The sequence below is a fragment of the Rhizobium sp. rho-13.1 genome (assembly GCF_007000305.1).
In the GTDB taxonomy this organism is placed as follows: Bacteria; Pseudomonadota; Alphaproteobacteria; order Rhizobiales; family Rhizobiaceae; genus Rhizobium; species Rhizobium rhododendri.
Genome location: NZ_SCFL01000001.1, coordinates 999,809 through 1,018,861, shown reverse-complemented (window position 1 = coordinate 1,018,861; position 19,053 = coordinate 999,809). Strand labels below are relative to the sequence as shown.

The following is a 19,053-nucleotide window of genomic DNA, read 5'->3' as shown; positions in this document are numbered from 1 at the left end:
TCTGGCTTGCGCAGCCGTTGCCTGGCGTGCGGTCCGCTGCTTCGATGGCGCAGATGTTTTCCCCACGGCAGGCGGGCTGTCAATCCACCGGGCGGAACGGCATCAGGTCGATGGCCGGACTGGAAACTGCCAGCACCTTGAACAGTTCCCCCATCTTGCCTTCGCCAGCGCCGGCCAGCCTGTCCACGGCTAGCTGGATATCGCGCTGCACCGTGCCGTCCTGTCCCCGGCCAAGCGCACCGGCGCGGTCCGCCAGTCCGAGCCCTATCAGGAAATCGCCTTGGTAGGCGCAACCGTTGACGTGGATGCCTTCGGCGAGCGCTGCTTCGGCAAGGCTCTGGAAATCGACGTGGCTGGTGAGGTCCGCTTCGCCGGGATGGGCGAGCGGCGGATCGTATTCATGCATCCGCACGGCCTGCAGCGTGTCGCCGAAACCCGTCGACAGATGGCCGTAGTCGATGATGACGGCAGTGCCGCCATTGCTGCCGAGCCGCTCGCAGATGGCGCTCATCACCGCCTGGCGGGCAGGGGCGATTTCAAAGACAGTGCCGAGCGGCGTCTTGGGCGCGGATTCAGGCATCAGTGCTGGATCGAGGGTTGCGATGCCGGCAGCAAAGCTGAGCTCGTCATCGATGTCGAGCACCACCACCCGCTCGCGAAAGCCCGTTGCGGTGCGTACAAACTGGCGGATCGGGATGGCATCGAACAGCTCGTTGGCGGCCAGCAGCGTGAAGCCATGGGGGACGTCGTTGAAATCCACATGCCAGGCGACCTTGGCGCCATGGGACTGCAGCGTCTCCTGCTGGATGTCGCGCAGTCGTTCGCTGGTTTCGACCAGATGCACCTGCATGCTGTCGTAGAGCAGCGGTGCAAGGCGCCGAATGACGCGCAGCATGTCCGACATCATCGTGCCGCGACCGGGGCCGATCTCGACAAGGCGCACACCCGGCGGCGTGCCGTGGCGCTGCCAGGCATGCACCATGAAGACGCCGATCATCTCGCCGAACAGCTGGCTGACCTCTGGCGCGGTCACGAAGTCGCCGGAAGGGCCGAAGGGTTCGCGCGTGCGGTAGTAGCCGTGCTGCGGGTCCGCGAGGCACAGCGAGAAATAATCGGTGACGCTGATCGGCCCGTTGGCGCGGATGATGGTCTTGATCTTTTCCCCTAGCGCGGTTGTCATCGCATCTCCCCCGAAACGCTCAGACTGGATGTCGCTGGATGGTATCGGCCCGGACAGCCCGAACAGCGCGTATGGCAGCCCAGAGACCGAGCAGGATCATCGGCAGCGACAGCACCATACCCATGGTCAGCCAGTCGGTACCGAGGAGATAGCCGAGCTGCGCATCCGGTTCGCGAAAGAACTCGACGAAGATGCGCGACAGCGCATAGCCGGTGACGAAAACGCCGCTGGTGAGGCCCGGTCGCTTCAGGGTCAGCAGCCAATGGGTGATGACAAACAGCACCAGGAACAGCACGATGCCCTCGAGGCCTGCCTCGTAGAGCTGGCTCGGATGACGGCTGAGCGGCCCGCCTGTCGGAAAGACGATAGCCCACGGCACCGTCGAGACGCGACCCCAGAGTTCGCCGTTGACGAAATTGGCGATGCGTCCGCAGAACAGTCCGATCGGCACGACGGTGGCGATGACGTCGAACAGGCTCCACATCGGAATGCCATTGCGGCGGGAGAACAGGATCATCGCGACGGTCGAGCCTATAAGGCCACCATGGAACGACATTCCTCCGTTCCAGATTTCGAATGCGCGCAGCGGATTTTCGCTGACGGCTTGCATGTCGTAGAACAACACGTAGCCAATGCGACCACCAAGCACGATGCCGAGTGCAATCCAGACAACGAAGTCATCGAGATGGGCAATGGTCATCGGCGCCTTGCCATCACGCCACAGTCGTTCGTTGGTGACCAGACGCCTCGCATAGCCCCAGCCGAGCAGGATGCCGATGACATAGGCAAGTCCGTACCAGTGTATCGCCAGCGGACCTATGGAGAAGGCCACCGGATCGATATCCGGGAAGGGAATCATTGCCATAAGAAGGGCGGGTGTCTGCAAGGTGATCGATCCAATAATGCGCGCTGAACATGCTGCCGAAACGAGGCATGATGATGTCGATTAAACCGAACCATGACAATTGCAAGCGCTGTGCTGAGTTGCCCACGGCTTAAACCGCTTGCAACGGGACTTCCGAAATCCTAACTCAACACTATCTTGGAGGTGAAAACCCTTCACCGGGCCGTTGGCCGCAAAGGAGAGCAGCATGACCACAGGACCGAACCGCATCATGGATGAATTCGCCAAGCTGATGACCGATGCCGCTGGCGCCGCGCAGGGCGTCCGCCGCGAAATCGAAACCGCCTTCAATGCCCAGGCCGAACGCTGGCTTAACAGCATGGACATCGTCAAGCGCGAGGAGTTCGAAGCCGTGCGCGAAATGGCGGTCAAGGCGCGTGACGAAAACGATGCGCTCAAGGCCCGTATCGAAGCGCTCGAGGCGAAGCTTTCCGCCAAGGCAAAGTGATTTCAGCCCCCAAGGCTGGTCCGACGGGCATGGTGGATCTCCACCATGCCCGTTTTGTTATCATTTGAACGAATTTTTTAAGACCTGTGGACATGTACAAAAAACTCAATCGCCAGAGTCATTTATGACTCGCTTCTGAATCGATCTCGCAACACCTTTCCACAGGCGGATCGGGGATTTGTAATTTGAGGGGATGGCGCCGGCCTACAGCGCCTATACACTGATTTTAAATGATGATTCGGAACGGCCTTGGTAAGCTCCGGGCATGGTGGTCACGATATACTGGCCCCGTTCAACATCATCCCAGTGGTTGTGCCGGAGTTACTGTCTGCAGGGTAGTGTGTTGAAGCACAAGCAGCTGCATTCACTCCGGTTGAAAAGGTGCTGTATGAGCCTGATGGAAATTGAACTTGAGCGCCAGTCCAACCCGGTCGATATGATCGAGTTCGTCGCTGCCAATAACGACTGGTCCTTCGAGAGGTCGGGCGAAGACGAGATCGCCATGACCGTAGCCGGCCACTGGGCCGATTATCACGTGTCGTTTTCATGGATGGAAGAGTGCGAGGCCCTGCACATTGCCTGCGCGTTCGACATCAAGGTCGCAGAAACCCGCGTCAACGAAGTCATCCGTCTGCTCTCCTGCATCAACGGCCAGGTGATGATGGGTCATTTCGACCTGTGGCGCCAGGAAGACGTGGTGATTTTCCGCCAGTCGCTGCTGCTCGCCGGTGGCGCCGAGCCGACCAACCGTCAGGTTGAAGTGCTGCTTTCCAACGGTCTTGAAACCTGCGAAGCGTATTATCAGGCCTTCCAGTTTGTCGTCTGGTCCGGCATGGAGGCCAAGAGCGCGATGGAAGCTGTCCTGTTCGAAACCGTTGGTGAGTGCTGATATGACGCCTGCCGCCGCTTCCGTCCCTTCTTCGGGGCCGATCGTTCTGGTCGGTGCTGGTAATATGGGCGGCGCGCTGCTGACTGGCTGGCTGAAGAGCGGTGTTGCCGGTTCTTCGGTGATCGTCGTCGATCCGGGTCCGGCAGCCCCGATGCTGACGATGATTGCGGAAGCCGGCGCCCGTCATGTCACCAGTTTGCCCGAGGGTATAGAGGCCGGCGTTCTTTTTCTGGCGCTGAAGCCGCAGGTGATGGAAGCGGTGCTGCCGTCGCTGCGCCATGCCGTGGGCACTGAGACAGTCATCGTATCCGTTGCGGCCGGCAAGACGCTGGCTTTCCTCGAGACCCATCTCGGCAAGGCAGCCATGGTCCGCGCCATGCCGAACACGCCGGCCATGGTCGGTCGTGGCGTCACCGGCGCCTATGCCAACGAGGCGACAGACGAGCGCCGTCGCCAGATCGTCCAGAATCTCCTGAAAGTTTCCGGCCCCGTCGAATGGGTGCCCGAGGAAGCAGATATCGATGCCGTCACGGCTGTTTCCGGAAGCGGACCGGCCTATGTCTTCTATCTCGTGGAATGCATGGCGGAGGCAGGTCGCAAGCTTGGCCTGCAGGCGGACCTCGCCATGCGTCTTGCACGGGAAACCGTCGCGGGAGCTGGCGAACTTCTTCACCAGCTCCCCGACGATGCGTCGAGGCTGCGCCAGAACGTCACTTCGCCGGGCGGCACCACCGCAGCGGCTCTCGCCGTGCTGATGGCAGAGGACGGCATGCAGCCGTTGTTCGACGAGGCGATCGCTGCTGCCCGTCTGCGTGCGCAGGAACTGGCTGGCTGACACAACGGAGCTCCCCATGACCGAAGAGATCACCTATGGCGATTTCGAGAAGGTAGACATCCGCGTCGGCACGATCGTCGAGGCGGAGGATTTTCCGCAGGCACGCAAGCCGGCCTTCAAGCTGAAAATCGATTTCGGCCCGGAGATCGGCATCAAGAAATCCTCGGCACAGATCACCGTCCACTACACAATTGAAACGTTGATCGGTCGCCAAGTGCTCGGCGTCGTCAATTTCCCGCCACGCCAGATCGGGCCGTTCCGCTCGGAAGTGCTCACCCTCGGTTTCGAGGACGAGGCAGGCGCCATCGTGCTTGCCGCTGTCGAGCGTGGCGCGCCGAACGGGCGCCGGATGATGTGAACGGCATTGCCGCTCAGTGGATATCCCGCGACACTGGGTCGGTAACGCTGAAATCGAAAAACTCCGCTTCGAAGCCGGCGCGCTGCGGTGAGCAGAAGGCCGGGCCGACCATCAACTCCGTGATCGCCGGGTTGAAATAGGCGAGCCTTGCCATGCGCCAGTCGGTCATTGCGTCCGTGCGGTACTGGATGAACAGCGCGTCGCCGTTGCGGGTCACACGCACCGACAAGGCATCGAAGTCGTGATCGAGCCTGAAGGCCGACCAGTCGGAATGCCCGTTGGTGACGACGACGCTGAAATGCTTGGCGCCATCTGTAAATTCGATGCCGCATTTGACCCAGTGCGTCGCGTCGTGGCGGATCATCAGGCCCGCCTGGTCATAGAGATGTTCGTAATGGCCCGAAAAGCTGACGCTGGCCGTGAAATCGCCGTGGCGTGGCTGGTGCAGGAAGTGGCCGTCGTCCCGGTGGAAGCCGTAATAGGTACCCTGCCAGAAGTCGGTTTTTTCGCCGGACCGGACGAACAGTCGTCCGTCGCGCAACTCCGATAAAGGCGGTTCATTCAGCCAGGTCATTGCCGAAAGATCGAACGTCATAGGGCCTCCTCAGGCAGGAATACGGACGGTGGCTCTCAGGCCACCAAGAGGACTGTCACCGAGCGTGATGTTGCCACCATGGCTGCGGGCGATGTCGAGTGCGATCGACAGACCGAGGCCCGTGCCGGAATTGTCCAGATTGCGTGCGGCGTCGAGCCTGAAGAACGGCTTGAAGACGTCCTCGCGGTTGGCGGCCGGAATGCCGGGGCCGTCGTCATCGAAAACGACCGTCAGCCAGCGGGCGCTGTGCTTGGCCTCGATACGCAGGGTATTGGCGTAGCGCCGTGCATTCGAGGCAAGGTTGGTGACCAGCCGGTTGAAGGCGTTGGGGCGGACGGAGACGACGTTGTCGCCTTCGAGTTCATAGGCGAACGACTTGCCATGCAGGCTGAAATCGACCTCCAGCCTGTCGAAAAGATCGGTCAGCTTCAGGCTTCCGACGTCCTCCTCCGCTTCGCCACGAGCAAAGGCCATGTAGCCCTCAAGCATGCTCTGCATGTCCTCGACGTCCTCGTTGAGGCCCGCGAGGTCAGGATTGTCGCCGGCCAGCGCCAGTTGCAGCTTGAACCGCGTGAGGACAGTGCGCAGGTCATGGCTGACGCCGCTCAGCATCGCCGTGCGCTGCTCGATCTGGCGCTCGATGCGCTCGCGCATGAGGATGAAGGCGAGGCCGGCGCGGCGGACTTCGTCGGCGCCGCGTGGCAGGAAGGTTTCCATCTTCTGGCCCTTGCCGAAGCTCTCGGCGGCCCTGGCCAGCGCTTCGATCGGCCTGATCTGGCCGCGCAGGAACAGAACCGCGATAATGATGAGCACCAACGAGGTGCCGACCATCCAGAAAATGAAGATCTGGGTGTTAGAGGCATAGGTCTGGCTGCGGCGGGCAAAGACCCGCAGGACCTTGTCCTTCAGCTTTATGCGGATTTCGACGACGCCGGAATCACCGACCGTATCGATCCAGAAGGGCAGGTTGATCTGCTCATGGATTTCCTCGCTGAGGATATCGTCGAGGATGGAGAAGAACGGTTTGGAAAGCGGCCTCGGCAGTTCGCTGTTAGCCTCGATCGATATGCTGAGCCCGAGTTTGTCGCGAGCGATACGGGTGACTTCGGTGTAGTCGGCATCCTGGGGATAGGTTTGGATGATGTCGATAATGCTGGCGATATCGCGGGTCGTCGCCATCGACAACCGCTGGGTCACCATCTGCCAGTAGCGCTCCATGAACACGGCGGCGACGACGGCCTGCAGCAGGATCATCGGGATGATGATGATCAGCAGCGAGCGCGTATAGAGACCGGTCGGCAGGCGGCGACGCAGCCAGCGGTTTGCCGACTTGATGCGCGACGTCGGCACGTGCTCGTGGTTGCGCCTGATCGTGTCGAATGCTGCCATCGTTACGGGTCCTGCCGGCTCTGTCCGCTTCAGTCTAGTCGATGCTGAGACGGTAGCCTATACCGCGCACCGTCTGAAGCCAGACGGGGTTTGCAGGATCGTCCTCGATCTTGCGGCGCAGCCTGTTGATCTGGACGTCGATGGTGCGCTCGCCGACATCGGCATCATCGCCGATCAATTCATGGCGCGGAATGGTTTCGCCGGCTTTCCTTGCAAACAGCAGCATGATGTCCTGCTCGCGGTCGGTTAACCGTATGACCTCGGAGGCGCGCTTCAATTCCTTGCGCGACAGCGAGAAGGTATAGGGGCCGAACATCACCTGTTCGATCTTCGGTGCATCGGCCGGCGAGTTTCGTTTCAAGATGTTGGTGATGCGAAGCACCAGTTCGCGCGGATCGAAGGGCTTGGAGAGATAGTCGTCGGCTCCTGCCTCCAGGCCGGCAATGCGGGAATCGGATTCGGCGAGAGCCGTCAGCATGATGATCGGGATGTTCTTGATCTCCCGCAGGGCTGCGGTGAGCGATATGCCGGATTCGCCGGGCATCATGACGTCCATGATGATCAGGTCGAAATCCAGACCTTCGAGCTTGCGCCGGGCCTCTGCGCCTTCGGCGGCAACAGTCACGCGAAAGCCTTTCTCCATCAGGTAGCGGTTGAGAAGGACCCGGATACGGGTGTCGTCGTCCACCACCAGAAGGTGCGGGGCATCGTCCGAAATGGGCATTTTTGTCGTCATTCAATCCGTCTCGTTTTTCTGTCGATCCTGCATCCCCCGCAGGAAGGCCTTGACGCTGTCTCGCGCCGGAGCCGAACTTCCTTCGAATGCCTTTTCAATACGGCGCGATTGCGGCTCGGCCAGCGCCAGCGCGAGGTCGCGCCCTGTTCTGGTTGGATAGAGCCTGCGCTGTCGCCGGTCTTCGTCGCCGGCAACCTGATGAATATAACCCGAATCAATCAACTGTTTGAGCACCCGCGCCAGACTCTGCTTGGTGATCTTGAGAGTTTCCAGAAGGTCCGCAACGGTCATGCCCGGTTCACGGTTAACAAAATGCACCACGCGGTGATGAGCCCGGCCAAAGCCGCCGATGGCCAGAATTGCGTCCGGATCCGAGACGAAATCGCGATAGGCGAAGAAGAGAAGCTCAATGATCTCGAAATCGATGCCCCCGGTATCCTGAAGCGGCGTCGACAGCAGGTCCGATTTCTCGTTCTCGTTCGTCTGGCGTGGCACCTTGGCACATCCTTCCTCTTTTGGGACAGGGATAACCTAGCGCAGAGCGGCGGCGGTGTCGTTCACGGAATGAACGTCATCCAGTGTTTGCAGGGTTTTAGCCTGGCTGCTCACCTGTCGGCGGAGGAGAGGATAGGACAGAGCATTCTTTTCTATCGTCTCTGGGCTGCCCCGACCGGCATTTGACGTTATATCGATCCTTATCGTCACTCAACGCGCGAGGCGTCCATGGGCATGCTCCAGGCCGGCATCATTCCGGTAACTCCCTTCCAGCAGAACTGCACCATCCTGTTCGATCCCGACACCAAGGAGGGGGTACTGGTCGATCCCGGCGGCGATGTCGACGTGATCCTGCAGACCGTCAAGGAAAACGGCATCACGCTGAAGGAGATCTGGCTGACCCACGGCCATATCGACCACGCAGGCGGTGCCAAGGAGGTCAAGGAGGCGCTGGGGCTGGAGATTATCGGACCCCACGAGGACGATCTGCCATTGCTCGGGCAGATTGAGGCTCGCGGTCGGGCCTTCAACATCGAGGGTGTCCAGAACGTCATTCCGGACCGCTTCCTCAAGGACGGCGATATCGTCTCCTTCGGCGAGCACGAGTTCCAGGTGTTCCACACGCCCGGCCATTCGCCTGGCCACGTCATCTATTTCAACAAGGTGCAGAATTTCGCCCTTGTCGGCGACGTGCTGTTTCACGGCTCGATCGGGCGTACGGATCTCCCGGGCGGCAATCACCAGCAGCTGCTGGACTCCATTCGCGACAAGGTGCTGCCGCTTGGCGATGCCGTCGGCTTCATCTGCGGCCATGGGCCGGGCGGGCAGATCGGCGAGGAGCGCCGCAGCAATCCCTACCTGCGAGGTCTGTGACCTCGGCATAAAAAAAGCGCCGCCGGAGGGCGACGCTTTTGTATGATGGCGGATGATCGCTCAGCCGGCGGTGCAGAAGTGACGTGCGCCGTCGTAGCCGACATAGGTGCCGGTCCGGCCGTCGAAAGTGGCATACCGGTCATAGCAATACCGCGACCACTGAGGCGACCACGGACGCAGGCCGCCAGCGTAGTAGGCCGGCGGCGGGGGTGGCGGTGCGTAGTAAGCGCGACGCGGGTAATAGTAGCGCGGCGGGGGCGGCGGCGCGTAGCCGTCGTCATAGTAGTAGCCGGGTTCGACATAGCGTGGCTGGCTGGCGATAGCCGAGCCGACAATCAGGCCGGTGGCGAGGCCAGCAGCGCCGAAGCCCCAGCCGTTGCCGTGATGATGCCAGCGATCGTCGGCAGCAGCCGGTGTCAAGGACGCCACCGTCAATGCGACAGCAGCGGCCGACAAGATAATGGTCTTTCCGAGAGTCTTCATGGTCCTGTCCTTGCAGAGAAACTTGAACAATTGTTTCGTATGCTTCGATTGTGCCAATCTAGCGGCAGCAAGGTGAACCCAGACTGAATATTGATGGCTCTCTCTGCCTGAGTTTCGTGTAAAGGCAGAGACCCGGTTTACGCGGAAACATGCAGGTTGACGGCCTTCGGCCCCTTGCCACGACGATCCGGCTCCGTGTCGAAGCTGACTTTCTGGTTTTCAGTCAGTCCATCCAGGCCGGAGGCCTGTACGGCAGAGATATGCACGAAGATATCCGCGCCACCGTTGTCAGGCTTGATGAAGCCGAAGCCCTTGTCGATGTTGAAAAATTTCACGATGCCAGTCTCGGCCATGCCTTATGTCCCTCTCTCGCTGCCCGCCATGCCCGCGGACAGCACCAGTGTCTCAACCCCTTGCGGGAGTTTTCAGGCGGTTCTCGAATTTTAAGGAATTGTCCCGTCTCTCGAACCTTGCCCAAAGACGACCTGTAAACATCGCTCTTGGACGAGGCGGACCGGAATATTTGCGTTCCCGGTGCGCAATTCTTTTTAGGACTTTCCAAGCTCGTAAAACGCCTGAACGGGTCAAGTGTGCTGTCTTTGTTCGCCTTTGGCAAGGGAAACTTTAAAGCGTCGGAAGCGCCTCGATCCCATGACTTGCGCGGAGTGTGCTGCCGTCGGCGGCAATTTTTCACCAGCCAGGCTACGCGTAGCTTTTTTCCATCGTCGACAACGGATTTCGTGCGCAAATTTTTTCGCGAATTCAGCCGGTTCGATCCCGTCGCCGGAGGACCTCGGGGACGATCTCGACGACGAGCATGGCGGCAAACATCAGGGCGCAGCCAACATAGCCGATCGGCGAGATGGTTTCCCCCAGGAGAAGCGCCCCAAGCGAGGCGCCGAACAGCGCTTCCGACGATAGGAAGATCGCTGCCTGCGACGACGTCGTATAGCGCTGGCCGATGACCTGCAGCGCGAAGGCGAGCCCCGACGAAAAAACGCCGACATAGAGGATTTCACCGAGCGAGGCGCGTATGATGTCGAAGCTGATCGGCTCCAGCGCCGCAGCGATAACAAGCCCGGCCACGGCGCTGACGGCGAATTGTACGGCGGACAGCATCAGCGGGCGGCCGCTCTCGGTCACGGCGGTGCCGGCGAGAGTGATCTGGATGGCCCAGAAGATGGCGCAGACGACCGTCAGCATATCGCCGACCGTCAGCCGCGACAGCGCGCCGCCGGACAACAGGAAAATGCCCAGCAGCGCCATCAGGGCGCCCGGCCAGACGATCCAGTGTGGCGGACGCCGGAGAATGCCGACGGCGATCAATGGCACGAAGACAACATAGAGGCCGGTGATAAAGCTCGAATTGGTGACGCTGGTGGTCAGGAGCCCGATCTGCTGCGTGGCAGCACCTCCGAACAGCGCAAGACCGATCAGGATAAAGGCGCGCCAGTGTTTCGGGCTGACGGGCGTGGCGGCGCGGCGGTTTTCGAACCAGGCGAACGGAAGGATGACGACTGCGGCCACGGCAAAGCGCAGGCCGATGAACCAGAGCGGCCCGATGGCCTGCATCGCCGTCGACTGGGCGACGAATCCGCCGCCCCAGATCGCGGCTGCGAGCAATAGAAGAAGATTCGCCTGAACGCGCGTCATGTCATGCAACTGGAACTTATGGGGAGGGCAGACTAGGCGCGAGTGCACCCTGATGGAGTGCGGCTTGTTAGCAGCTGCTTTTCAGGCAGGCAAGGTCAGGTTGTGCGGCTGCAGGGCTCAATCGACGGCGCGGGAAATCCGGATGAGCGCGCCGTCGGTTGCGTCGGTTGTAAGAAGCAATGCGCCGTCGGGGGCAACGATGACATCCCGCAGCCGTCCGAACGCGCCGGTGAACATCCTTTCGCGCTCGACTATTTTTCCGGAGGCATCCTTTTCCAGCCGCGAAAGCAGCTTGAATTTCAGCGCGGCCACCAGGAAGTCGCCGTTCCATTCGGGGAACATCTTGCCGCGATAAACGGCAAGTCCGCCAGGCGCGATCGAGGGATCCCAGTAAAACAGTGGCTGCTCCATGCCCTCCTTTTCGGTGCCGACGCCGATCTTTTCGCCGGAGTAGTCACGGCCGTAGGTGATGACAGGCCAGCCGTAATTCTTGCCGGCCTCGGGGTGGTTGATCTCATCGCCGCCCTTTGCGCCGTGCTCCACGCTGTACAGCGTTCCGTCGGCGCTGTCGAAGGTGAGGCCTTCCGGGTTGCGATGACCCTTGGACCAGATTTCCGGCAGTGCCTTTGGATTTTTCCTGAACGGATTGTCGGCCGGTATGCTGCCGTCGGTATTGATGTGGATAATGGAGCCGGCGTCATCCTCGAAATCCTGCGCGCGATCCATCTCGCCACGGTCGCCAAGGCCGACGAACAGGCTGCCATCGGCCGCTATGGCGATGCGAGCGCCGAATTGCAGCCCGCCGCCACTGAGGCGGTTCATCAGGAACAGGCGCTTGACGTCCGTCAGCTGCTTTTCGTCCGGGGAGAGACGTGCGCTGTAAACAGCGGTGCCTGTTCCTCCGGGGCCGGCAATGGTGGCGGTAAAATACAGGGTGCGGCTGGTGGCAAATTGCGGATCGAGGGCGATGTCGAGCAGCCCGCCCTGACCGGTTGCCGCGATCTTCGGCAGGCCGGAGATCGGTGCCTCGATCGTGCCGTTGCGGACGATCCTGAGCGCGCCCGGCCTTTCGGTCACGATATAGGCGCCGTCGGGGAGAACTTCGACTGCCCAGGGGTGGTCCAGTCCGCTGGCAATCGTTTCGACCTGGACGCGGACCTTGTCCGTCTTGATGACCTCCATGTCGTCGGCCGCCGCCAGAGGTCCGGCCGACAGCAGAGCTGCAGATAGCATCGCGACGCGCATTCTGGTGGAAAGGGTCATCTGTTTCTCCCGGGATCGATAGCAGAGAGATCTGGGGGCGGAGAGGGCAGGTTCAAGCCATTGCCGTCGCGTCTCACGCCATCGTGTGATAGGCCGCGCGCGCGAGTTACACAAATAACGTCCCGGTGACGCCTTTCTGCTTGAAACGCGGCTGTACATTCGACATAGACCTTACCGCAGAAAACTGGTCCCACAGCGTTTCTGTTGTCTCAACCGAATAGGACCGATCATCATGGCCTTTCTTGCCGACGCTCTTTCCCGTGTGAAGCCTTCCGCCACCATCGCCGTTTCCCAGAAAGCGCGCGAGCTGAAAGCCAAGGGACGCGATGTGATCGGGCTTGGCGCCGGCGAGCCGGACTTCGACACGCCGGACAACATCAAGCAGGCTGCCATCGACGCGATCAATCGCGGCGAGACGAAGTACACGCCTGTCTCCGGCATCCCTGAACTGCGCAAGGCTATTGCGGCGAAGTTCAAGCGCGAGAACGGCCTCGACTACAGCTGGGAGCAGACAATCGTCGGCACCGGTGGAAAGCAGATTCTTTTCAATGCTTTCATGGCAACGATGAACGCGGGCGATGAAGTCATCATCCCGGCACCTTACTGGGTATCCTACCCGGAGATGGTGGCACTGTGCGGCGGTACGCCCGTCTTCGTGGCGGCGACCCAGGAAAACAATTTCAAGCTGACGGCGGCCGATCTCGAAAAGGCGATCACGCCGAAGACGAAGTGGTTCCTGTTCAACTCGCCGTCCAACCCGACAGGCGCGGCCTACAGCCACGCCGAGTTGAAGGCGCTGACGGACGTGCTGGTCCGGCATCCGCATGTCTGGGTCCTCACCGACGACATGTACGAGCACCTGACTTTCGGCGATTTCAAATTCGTCACTCCGGTGGAGGTCGAGCCTTCGCTCTATGAGCGGACGCTGACGATGAACGGTGTCTCCAAGGCCTATGCGATGACCGGCTGGCGTATCGGCTACGCTGCCGGCCCGCTGTCGCTTATCAAGGCCATGGACATGATCCAGGGCCAGCAGACATCCGGTGCTTCGTCGATTGCCCAGTGGGCGGCTGTCGAGGCGCTCAACGGTCCGCAGGATTTCATTGCCGCAAACAAGAAGATCTTCGAGGGCCGCCGTGATCTGGTCGTCGGCATGCTCAACCAGGCGAAGGGCATTTCCTGCCCGGTTCCGGAAGGCGCATTCTACGTCTATCCGTCCTGCGCCGGCCTGATCGGCAAGACCGCGCCATCGGGCAAGGTCATTACCAACGACGAGGATTTCGTCACGGAGTTGCTGGAGTCCGAAGGCGTTGCCGTCGTTCACGGTTCGGCCTTCGGTCTCGGCCCGAACTTCCGCATCTCCTACGCGACGTCCGAAGATCTGCTCGAAGAAGCCTGCCGCCGTATCCAGCGCTTCTGCGGCGCCTGCAAGTAAGCTTCAGATCTCTCGAGATTTTGAAGGCCCGTCAGCGATGGCGGCCTTTTTGGTATAAATGCGCTTTCTCGGGTCGAGCCCGAGGATGACGAAGTTTGGTGGTCTTGGCTTGGCAGAATGAGACGTCGGGGCGAGGCGGCGAGTTACGGACGTTTTTCCGTCTGGCGAGTCCTTCACGCGAACTGCGCACCACACCACCGAAGCCAACAGCAGCGCTGCCACCCCCTCGGCATCGTCATCCTCGGGCTTGACCCGAGGATCCATACGCAAGCCCGTTGGTCGGCTTCTGTGGAACGCCAAATACGCTGACTCGATGGCCGCCGCACATTGCGCGCAACGGGTGTCCGATCTCGACAAACCGTCCGCAACGATGGCCGATGCGTGTCTATGCGTCGAATTGACGACAGAGCGTATTGATATCCCGCAGCGCTTGGGCGTGGATCCTCGGGTCGAGCCCGAGGATGACGAAGTTCGGTGGTCTTGGCTTGGCAAAAATAGTCATCGGGCGAGGCGGCGATTTACGGACGTTCATTCGCCTGGCAAGTCCCACGCGAACTGCGCACCACACTACCGAAGCCAACAGCGCCGCCATCCCCGCCGCGTCGTCATCCTCGGGCTTGATCCGGGGATCCAAATGCAAGCCGGGTGTCCAACCTGCCATCCCGCATGAACTCGCTGCCGGCGTGATTCCGCCCGCGCACCTATCGCCTTGATATCGCAGTCAAAGCCCTAATCCCGTAAGCATCACGAAGGTGGCGAAGAGGATGAAATGGGTCATGCCTTCGATGGCGTTTGTCTCGCCGTCGTTGAGATTGATAGCGGCGGCGACGAGGGTGATGACGACCATCACGGTTTGCACCGGCGACATCGCCATGACGAAGGGCTGGCCGGTGTAGAGGGCGATGCCTTCCATGACGGGCACTGTGAGAATGACTGTCGACAGAGAGGCGCCCATGGCGATGTTGACGGTCGCCTGCATGCGGTTTCGCAAAGCTGCTCGGAGGGCCGTGAGAATTTCGGGGGCGGCGGAGATTGCCGCGACGACGACAGCGGCGACGGCTGGTGGCGCACCGGTATCCTTCAACCCGACGCTCATGAAGGCCGACATGAACTCTGCGAGCACGCCGATGATGACGACACCGACGAGGATGGTGACGATCGACGCGGTGGTCGAATCTTCCGTCTCCTCGGCCTCGTGCGTGCTGCGCTTCTTTTCGGCGCGCGGATAGCTGTAGCTGAAGAAATAGCTGTGCTGGCCGACCTGCATGCGCAGGAAGAGGGCGTAGAGTGCTATCATCGCAAAGATCGTGAAGGCGGAATAATAGTGCCATTTGTCGTGCGGCACGAATTCCGGGACGATCATCGATATGCCGATGGCCGTGAGGATCATCACACCGTAGGTCTTGCCGGAATCGTCATTGTACGACTGCTCGCCATGCTTCAGCCCGCCCAGCAGGGCGGCCAGCCCGAGAATGCCGTTGATGTCGAGCATGACTGCGGAATAGATCGTGTCGCGCACCAGCGTAGGCGAGCTTTCGCCGGTCATCAGGATGGCGAGGATGATGACTTCGACGGCAACGGCGGCCAGTGTCAGGATCATCGTGCCGTAGGGATCGCCGACCTTTGTCGCCAGGACTTCGGCATGGTGGGCGACGCGCATCGAGGCGATGACGATGGTAGCGATCAAAACGACCGCGCTAATCACAGCTGCCATCTGGCCCATCTCGAGCACGGCATGCTCGAGGAAATACGCGGCGACAGCCACGGCGACGGCGACCAGCAACAGCCGCTCTTCCTTCAGAATAGTCGATATCGTCAACGGCCCCGGCCCCTTTGTTGGGCCCCCGGCCCCTTCAATGTTTCGTCCTATCTAAAGCAATGAGGCGCTACATCAAGCGTCGGTCGCCGCTCAAGTTGAAGTTGAGGGCATTTGGTGGGATAGTGCTGACAGGCTTGGGAGGGCCTTGTCTGCCTGCTCGATTTATCGGGAAGACGGACGGTTTGGGCAGGAAACGGGAGACAGGGATATGGTCAAGGTCACCTACGAAGTCGTTCCCCATGATGGCGGCTGGGCCTACAAGTTTCTGGACGTCTACTCGGAGACGTTTCCGACACACTCCGATGCGCTGCAGGCGGCGCGCATCGTGGCGGCGGAACAGCAGGTCGGCGGCGAGCCGGCCGAGATCAGCTATCAGGATGACAAGGGCAAGTGGCACGAGGAATATACCGACGGCGGCGACAGGCCGGAAACCGAGGTCGTCGATAGCAGCTGGACAAAAAGCGGCGAGGGCGCATCGCCCGACGCTTGAGCGAAATGACGGCCTGCCGCGGTGGCGGGCTTCAAGTCACTCTTCTGGCGTCATCCACCCGTTTCTCCCCGCCATAGGCCAGCAATCCCGCCACGAGCGCATCGAAGGTGACGCGGCATCGCGGCGATCCCTTCAGGTTTTCATGCATGGCGACCCAGGTTCCAAGCGGCAGGCTTACCTCCGGCAGCAGGCGAACGAGGTCCGGATTGGCATTTCCAAGCGGAGACTGGCAGAGGCCGATGCCGACGCCGGCCCGGATGGCGGCAATCTGCGCCAGCGTACTGTCGGCTTTAAACGAGAAACGCTGGGGATCGAGAATAGGGTAGCGGCGTATCATTGAGCGGATATAGGCGCTCTGGCGGTCGAAGCCGATCAGCCTGTGTCCGGCCAACTCCTCGAGAGTGGTGGGTACCCCATGGCGTTCGAGGTATTGGCGATGGGCGAAGAACGCTATCGGAATATCGCCGATGCGCCGGACGACGAGGGCCGCCTGCGACGGCTCGGCCATCCGCACGGCGATGTCGGCCTGTCGGTGCAGCAGGTCCTCCACCGTGTCGGAGGCCGACAGCTCTATCGTCAGGTCGGGATGTGCCTCCTGCAGGTCGGCAAGGATCGGCGGCAGCACTTCGACGCCGATGACTTCGCTGGCGCTGATGCGGACCGTGCCCGATACGCGGTCGCGCCGTGCGGATGCGCTTCGCAGCAAGGCGGCTGCAGTCGATTGTAGCGCCTCGGCATAGGGTCTCAAGTCGGCGGCGGCATCCGTTGGCAGCAGGCCAAGCTGCGAGCGGGTGAACAACTCGGCACCGATCGTTTGTTCCAGCGTGTCAATGTGACGTCCGATGGTCGGCTGCGTCAGTCCGAGCTCGCGCGCTGCCGCCGACAGCGATCCATGCTGGAGCACGGCGAGGAAGCTGCGGTAGAGGTCCCAGCTGGGTTCGTTCCTAATCATGCATATTCGTATAGCATGTCCACATATTTCGGCAATTTCGTTTATGTGGCCTTTGGGCGCATTGTCTCTTCATCGAACCAATGGAGACGACGATGCAAAATCAGATAGACATGAAGAAAACGGCAATGGTACTCGGCGCAACGGGTGGTATCGGCGGTGCCGTAGCGCGCGGGCTTTCCGCACGGGGTTGGCAGGTCGTGGCAATGAACCGTGACCCGGAAAAGGCCGCCTCCCGCTTGCCGGACTTTCTCTGGGTGAAAGGCGATGCGATGAATGCCGCCGATGTGCTTCGGGCAGCGCAAGGCGTCAGTGTCATCGTCCATGCGGTCAATCCCCCCGGTTATGTCAACTGGGGCAAGCTGGTCCTGCCGATGATCGATAATACGGTCGCAGCCGCAAAGGCCGTTGGTGCCCGGATCGTGTTGCCCGGTACGATCTACAATTTCGGTCCCGATACCTTTCCGGAAATCACCGAGGAAAGCCCCCAGCATCCGACAAGCGTAAAGGGCGCGATCCGCGTCGAGATGGAACGGCGCCTGCAGGTGGCGGCGGGGCAGGGCGTGCCTGTCATCATCGTCAGGGCGGGCGACTATTTCGGGCCGCACGCGGATAGCAGCTGGTTTTCGCAAGGGTTGGTCAAATCAGGCAAGCCGGTCGCCTCGGTTACCTATCCCGGCAAGCCGGGCATCGGCCATCAATGGGCCTATGTGCCGGATGTTGCGGAGACGATGATCCGGCTTCTCGAGCAAGGCGACAGCCTGCCGGTCTTTGCCGTCTACCATATGCGGGGTTTCTGGGATGCCGACGGGAGACAGATGGTGGCATCAATCGAGCGAGTCGCAGGTCGGCCCTTGAAGCGGGGAAGTTTCCCCTGGTGGTTGCTTCCCTTGGCAGCGCCGTTCGTCGGCTTCATGCGCGAGTTGCGCGAGATGCGCTATCTCTGGTCGGAACCGTTGCAGATGCCGAACAACCGGCTCGTGGCTGCGATCGGCGAGGAGCCGCAGACACCCATCGATGTCGCGGTTCGTGCGACGCTGGAATCGATAGGCAGTCTTTGAGCCGTTCGCAAAAAATCCCGCCATCGTGGCGGGATTTTCCTTGGATATGGTTTGCGATCAGGCGGCGCTGTCGAGCGTCGGGTAGTCCGTATACCCTTCAGCGCCGTTGACGGCTCCGTAGAGCTTGGCGGGATCCATCGGCGTCAGCTCGGCATTCAGCTTCAACCGTGCAACGAGGTCGGGGTTGGAGATGAAGGGACGGCCGAAGGCAACGATATCGGCCTTGCCGCTGTCGACAGCTTCGATCGCCATTTCGCGGTCGTAGCCGTTGTTGACCATCCAGGCAGCCTTGCCGCCCGCAGCCTTGTAGGCGGCGTGCAGTGCCTGATAATCGAACGGTGTCTCGCCCTGCTGGAAGTCGCGCGGGCCGCCGGTCTGGCCTTCGATGACGTGGATATAAGCCAGGCCGTATTTCGCCAGTCCCTCGATCACGTAGGTAAAGAGCGGCTGCGGGTGCGGGTCGCTGCTGTCGCCGGCGGCGGTGACGGGCGAGAGACGGATGCCGGTGATACCGGCGCCGATTTCCTTGGTGATGGCCTCGACGACTTCGAAGAGGAAGCGGGCGCGGTTCTCGATCGAGCCGCCATACTGGTCGGTGCGGTCGTTGACGCCGGAGCGCAGGAACTGGTCGATAAGGTAACCGTTGGCGGCATGGATCTCGACGCCATCGAAGCCGGCATCGATAGCGGCACGTGCGGCCTTGCGGTAATCCTCGACGATGCCGGGGAGCTCGGAGGTTTCCAGTGCGCGTGGCTCGGACGTCGGGACAAATGCACCCTTGCCGTCCTGGATGATGAAGGTCTTGGCGTCGGCCTGCTTGGCAGTCGAGGAGACCGGCTTGCCACCGTTTGGCTGCAGGCTGTCGTGGGAAATGCGTCCGACGTGCCAGAGCTGCACGACCATCTTGCCGCCTGCCTGGTGGACGGCGTCGTTGACCTTGCGCCAGCCATCGAGGGCGTCCTTGGTGTAGAGGCCCGGTACGTCGGCGTAGCCCTGACCCTGCTGGGTGATGGCAGTGGCTTCTGTGATGATCAGGCCGGCGCTGGCGCGCTGCACGTAATAGGTGACGTTCAGGTCGTTGGGTACGGCGCCCGGGGAATGGTTGCGGGTGAGCGGGGCCATGACGACGCGGTTGGCGATGGAGATATCGCCGAGCTTGGTCGGTTCGAACAGTTTTGTCATGGTATTTCCTCGTTGT

At 61.1% G+C, this 19,053-nt stretch carries 21 protein-coding genes; 8 read left to right on the top strand and 13 right to left on the bottom strand.

Annotated elements, in window-relative coordinates; genetic code table 11:
- Positions 1-79 precede the first annotated feature (79 nt).
- Positions 80-1,180 (bottom strand): class I SAM-dependent methyltransferase, encoded by a 1,101-nt coding sequence (locus EQW76_RS05075; RefSeq protein ID WP_142823326.1) that lies wholly within the window; start codon positions 1,178-1,180, stop codon positions 80-82.
- A 19-nt stretch (positions 1,181-1,199) separates the two neighbouring features.
- Positions 1,200-2,066, bottom strand: coding sequence for a prolipoprotein diacylglyceryl transferase (gene lgt, locus EQW76_RS05070; RefSeq protein WP_142823325.1), 867 nt, complete (start codon positions 2,064-2,066; stop codon positions 1,200-1,202).
- A gap of 205 nt (positions 2,067-2,271) precedes the next feature.
- On the opposite strand from lgt, the gene EQW76_RS05065 reads away from it, so the two are divergent.
- The 4 genes from EQW76_RS05065 to EQW76_RS05050 all read left to right on the top strand — a co-directional run bounded on the left by EQW76_RS05065 (position 2,272) and on the right by EQW76_RS05050 (position 4,614).
- Entirely contained in the window at positions 2,272-2,532 is a 261-nt protein-coding gene (locus tag EQW76_RS05065; RefSeq protein WP_142823324.1) for an accessory factor UbiK family protein, read from the top strand.
- Positions 2,533-2,920: 388 nt separating this feature from the next.
- Complete coding sequence (locus tag EQW76_RS05060) at positions 2,921-3,421, top strand: YbjN domain-containing protein (RefSeq protein WP_111222713.1); 501 nt, start codon at positions 2,921-2,923, stop codon at positions 3,419-3,421.
- 1 nt (position 3,422) lies between these two features.
- Positions 3,423-4,256 carry a pyrroline-5-carboxylate reductase gene (proC, locus tag EQW76_RS05055; RefSeq protein WP_142823323.1) on the top strand — a complete coding sequence of 278 codons (834 nt, stop codon included), beginning with the start codon at positions 3,423-3,425 and terminating at the stop codon, positions 4,254-4,256.
- A 16-nt stretch (positions 4,257-4,272) separates the two neighbouring features.
- On the top strand, positions 4,273-4,614 hold the full coding sequence (locus EQW76_RS05050; RefSeq protein WP_142823322.1) for a tRNA-binding protein: 342 nt from the start codon (positions 4,273-4,275) through the stop codon (positions 4,612-4,614).
- A 13-nt stretch (positions 4,615-4,627) separates the two neighbouring features.
- Here EQW76_RS05050 and EQW76_RS05045 read toward each other — a convergent pair whose 3' ends face one another.
- Genes EQW76_RS05045 through EQW76_RS05030 form a run of 4 tightly spaced genes read right to left on the bottom strand, consistent with a single transcriptional unit; the run spans position 4,628 to position 7,829 of the window.
- Positions 4,628-5,209, bottom strand: coding sequence for a DUF1349 domain-containing protein (locus EQW76_RS05045; protein ID WP_142823321.1), 582 nt, complete (start codon positions 5,207-5,209; stop codon positions 4,628-4,630).
- A 9-nt stretch (positions 5,210-5,218) separates the two neighbouring features.
- On the bottom strand, positions 5,219-6,598 hold the full coding sequence (locus tag EQW76_RS05040) for an ATP-binding protein (RefSeq protein WP_142823320.1): 1,380 nt from the start codon (positions 6,596-6,598) through the stop codon (positions 5,219-5,221).
- A 34-nt stretch (positions 6,599-6,632) separates the two neighbouring features.
- The gene (locus tag EQW76_RS05035; protein WP_142823319.1) at positions 6,633-7,334 is read right to left on the bottom strand and encodes a response regulator; all 702 of its coding nucleotides are present in this window, start codon (positions 7,332-7,334) and stop codon (positions 6,633-6,635) included.
- Positions 7,335-7,829: a MarR family transcriptional regulator gene (locus EQW76_RS05030; protein WP_111222719.1), complete on the bottom strand. Its 495-nt coding sequence runs from the start codon at positions 7,827-7,829 to the stop codon at positions 7,335-7,337. It abuts the gene before it with no gap.
- Between the two features lie 228 nt (positions 7,830-8,057).
- Between EQW76_RS05030 and EQW76_RS05025 the strand changes: the two genes are divergently transcribed.
- Positions 8,058-8,702: an MBL fold metallo-hydrolase gene (locus EQW76_RS05025; RefSeq protein WP_161991057.1), complete on the top strand. Its 645-nt coding sequence runs from the start codon at positions 8,058-8,060 to the stop codon at positions 8,700-8,702.
- Positions 8,703-8,762: 60 nt separating this feature from the next.
- Here the strand turns inward: EQW76_RS05025 and EQW76_RS05020 are convergent, their stop codons facing one another.
- The 4 genes from EQW76_RS05020 to EQW76_RS05005 form a co-directional block, all read right to left on the bottom strand.
- The gene (locus EQW76_RS05020) at positions 8,763-9,185 is read right to left on the bottom strand and encodes a BA14K family protein (protein WP_142823318.1); all 423 of its coding nucleotides are present in this window, start codon (positions 9,183-9,185) and stop codon (positions 8,763-8,765) included.
- A 137-nt stretch (positions 9,186-9,322) separates the two neighbouring features.
- On the bottom strand, positions 9,323-9,538 hold the full coding sequence (locus EQW76_RS05015) for a cold-shock protein (protein ID WP_142823317.1): 216 nt from the start codon (positions 9,536-9,538) through the stop codon (positions 9,323-9,325).
- A gap of 409 nt (positions 9,539-9,947) precedes the next feature.
- Positions 9,948-10,838 (bottom strand): DMT family transporter, encoded by an 891-nt coding sequence (locus tag EQW76_RS05010; RefSeq protein WP_142823316.1) that lies wholly within the window; start codon positions 10,836-10,838, stop codon positions 9,948-9,950.
- Between the two features lie 117 nt (positions 10,839-10,955).
- Positions 10,956-12,101: a PQQ-dependent sugar dehydrogenase gene (locus EQW76_RS05005; protein WP_244615313.1), complete on the bottom strand. Its 1,146-nt coding sequence runs from the start codon at positions 12,099-12,101 to the stop codon at positions 10,956-10,958.
- A gap of 232 nt (positions 12,102-12,333) precedes the next feature.
- On the opposite strand from EQW76_RS05005, the gene EQW76_RS05000 reads away from it, so the two are divergent.
- On the top strand, positions 12,334-13,536 hold the full coding sequence (locus EQW76_RS05000; protein ID WP_142823315.1) for a pyridoxal phosphate-dependent aminotransferase: 1,203 nt from the start codon (positions 12,334-12,336) through the stop codon (positions 13,534-13,536).
- A gap of 721 nt (positions 13,537-14,257) precedes the next feature.
- On the opposite strand, the gene EQW76_RS04995 is transcribed toward EQW76_RS05000, so the two are convergent.
- The gene (locus tag EQW76_RS04995; protein ID WP_142823314.1) at positions 14,258-15,355 is read right to left on the bottom strand and encodes a calcium:proton antiporter; all 1,098 of its coding nucleotides are present in this window, start codon (positions 15,353-15,355) and stop codon (positions 14,258-14,260) included.
- A gap of 208 nt (positions 15,356-15,563) precedes the next feature.
- Here EQW76_RS04995 and EQW76_RS04990 point away from each other — a divergent pair, with 208 nt between their 5' ends.
- Positions 15,564-15,845, top strand: coding sequence for a DUF2188 domain-containing protein (locus EQW76_RS04990; RefSeq protein ID WP_142823313.1), 282 nt, complete (start codon positions 15,564-15,566; stop codon positions 15,843-15,845).
- 31 nt (positions 15,846-15,876) lie between these two features.
- Here the strand turns inward: EQW76_RS04990 and EQW76_RS04985 are convergent, their stop codons facing one another.
- Complete coding sequence (locus EQW76_RS04985) at positions 15,877-16,794, bottom strand: LysR family transcriptional regulator (protein ID WP_202617113.1); 918 nt, start codon at positions 16,792-16,794, stop codon at positions 15,877-15,879.
- Between the two features lie 95 nt (positions 16,795-16,889).
- Here EQW76_RS04985 and EQW76_RS04980 point away from each other — a divergent pair, with 95 nt between their 5' ends.
- On the top strand, positions 16,890-17,855 hold the full coding sequence (locus EQW76_RS04980) for an SDR family oxidoreductase (RefSeq protein ID WP_244615315.1): 966 nt from the start codon (positions 16,890-16,892) through the stop codon (positions 17,853-17,855).
- A gap of 57 nt (positions 17,856-17,912) precedes the next feature.
- Here EQW76_RS04980 and EQW76_RS04975 read toward each other — a convergent pair whose 3' ends face one another.
- A complete protein-coding gene (locus tag EQW76_RS04975) occupies positions 17,913-19,037 on the bottom strand; it encodes an alkene reductase (RefSeq protein WP_142823310.1) in 1,125 nt (374 codons plus the stop codon).
- Between the last annotated feature and the right edge of the window lie 16 nt (positions 19,038-19,053).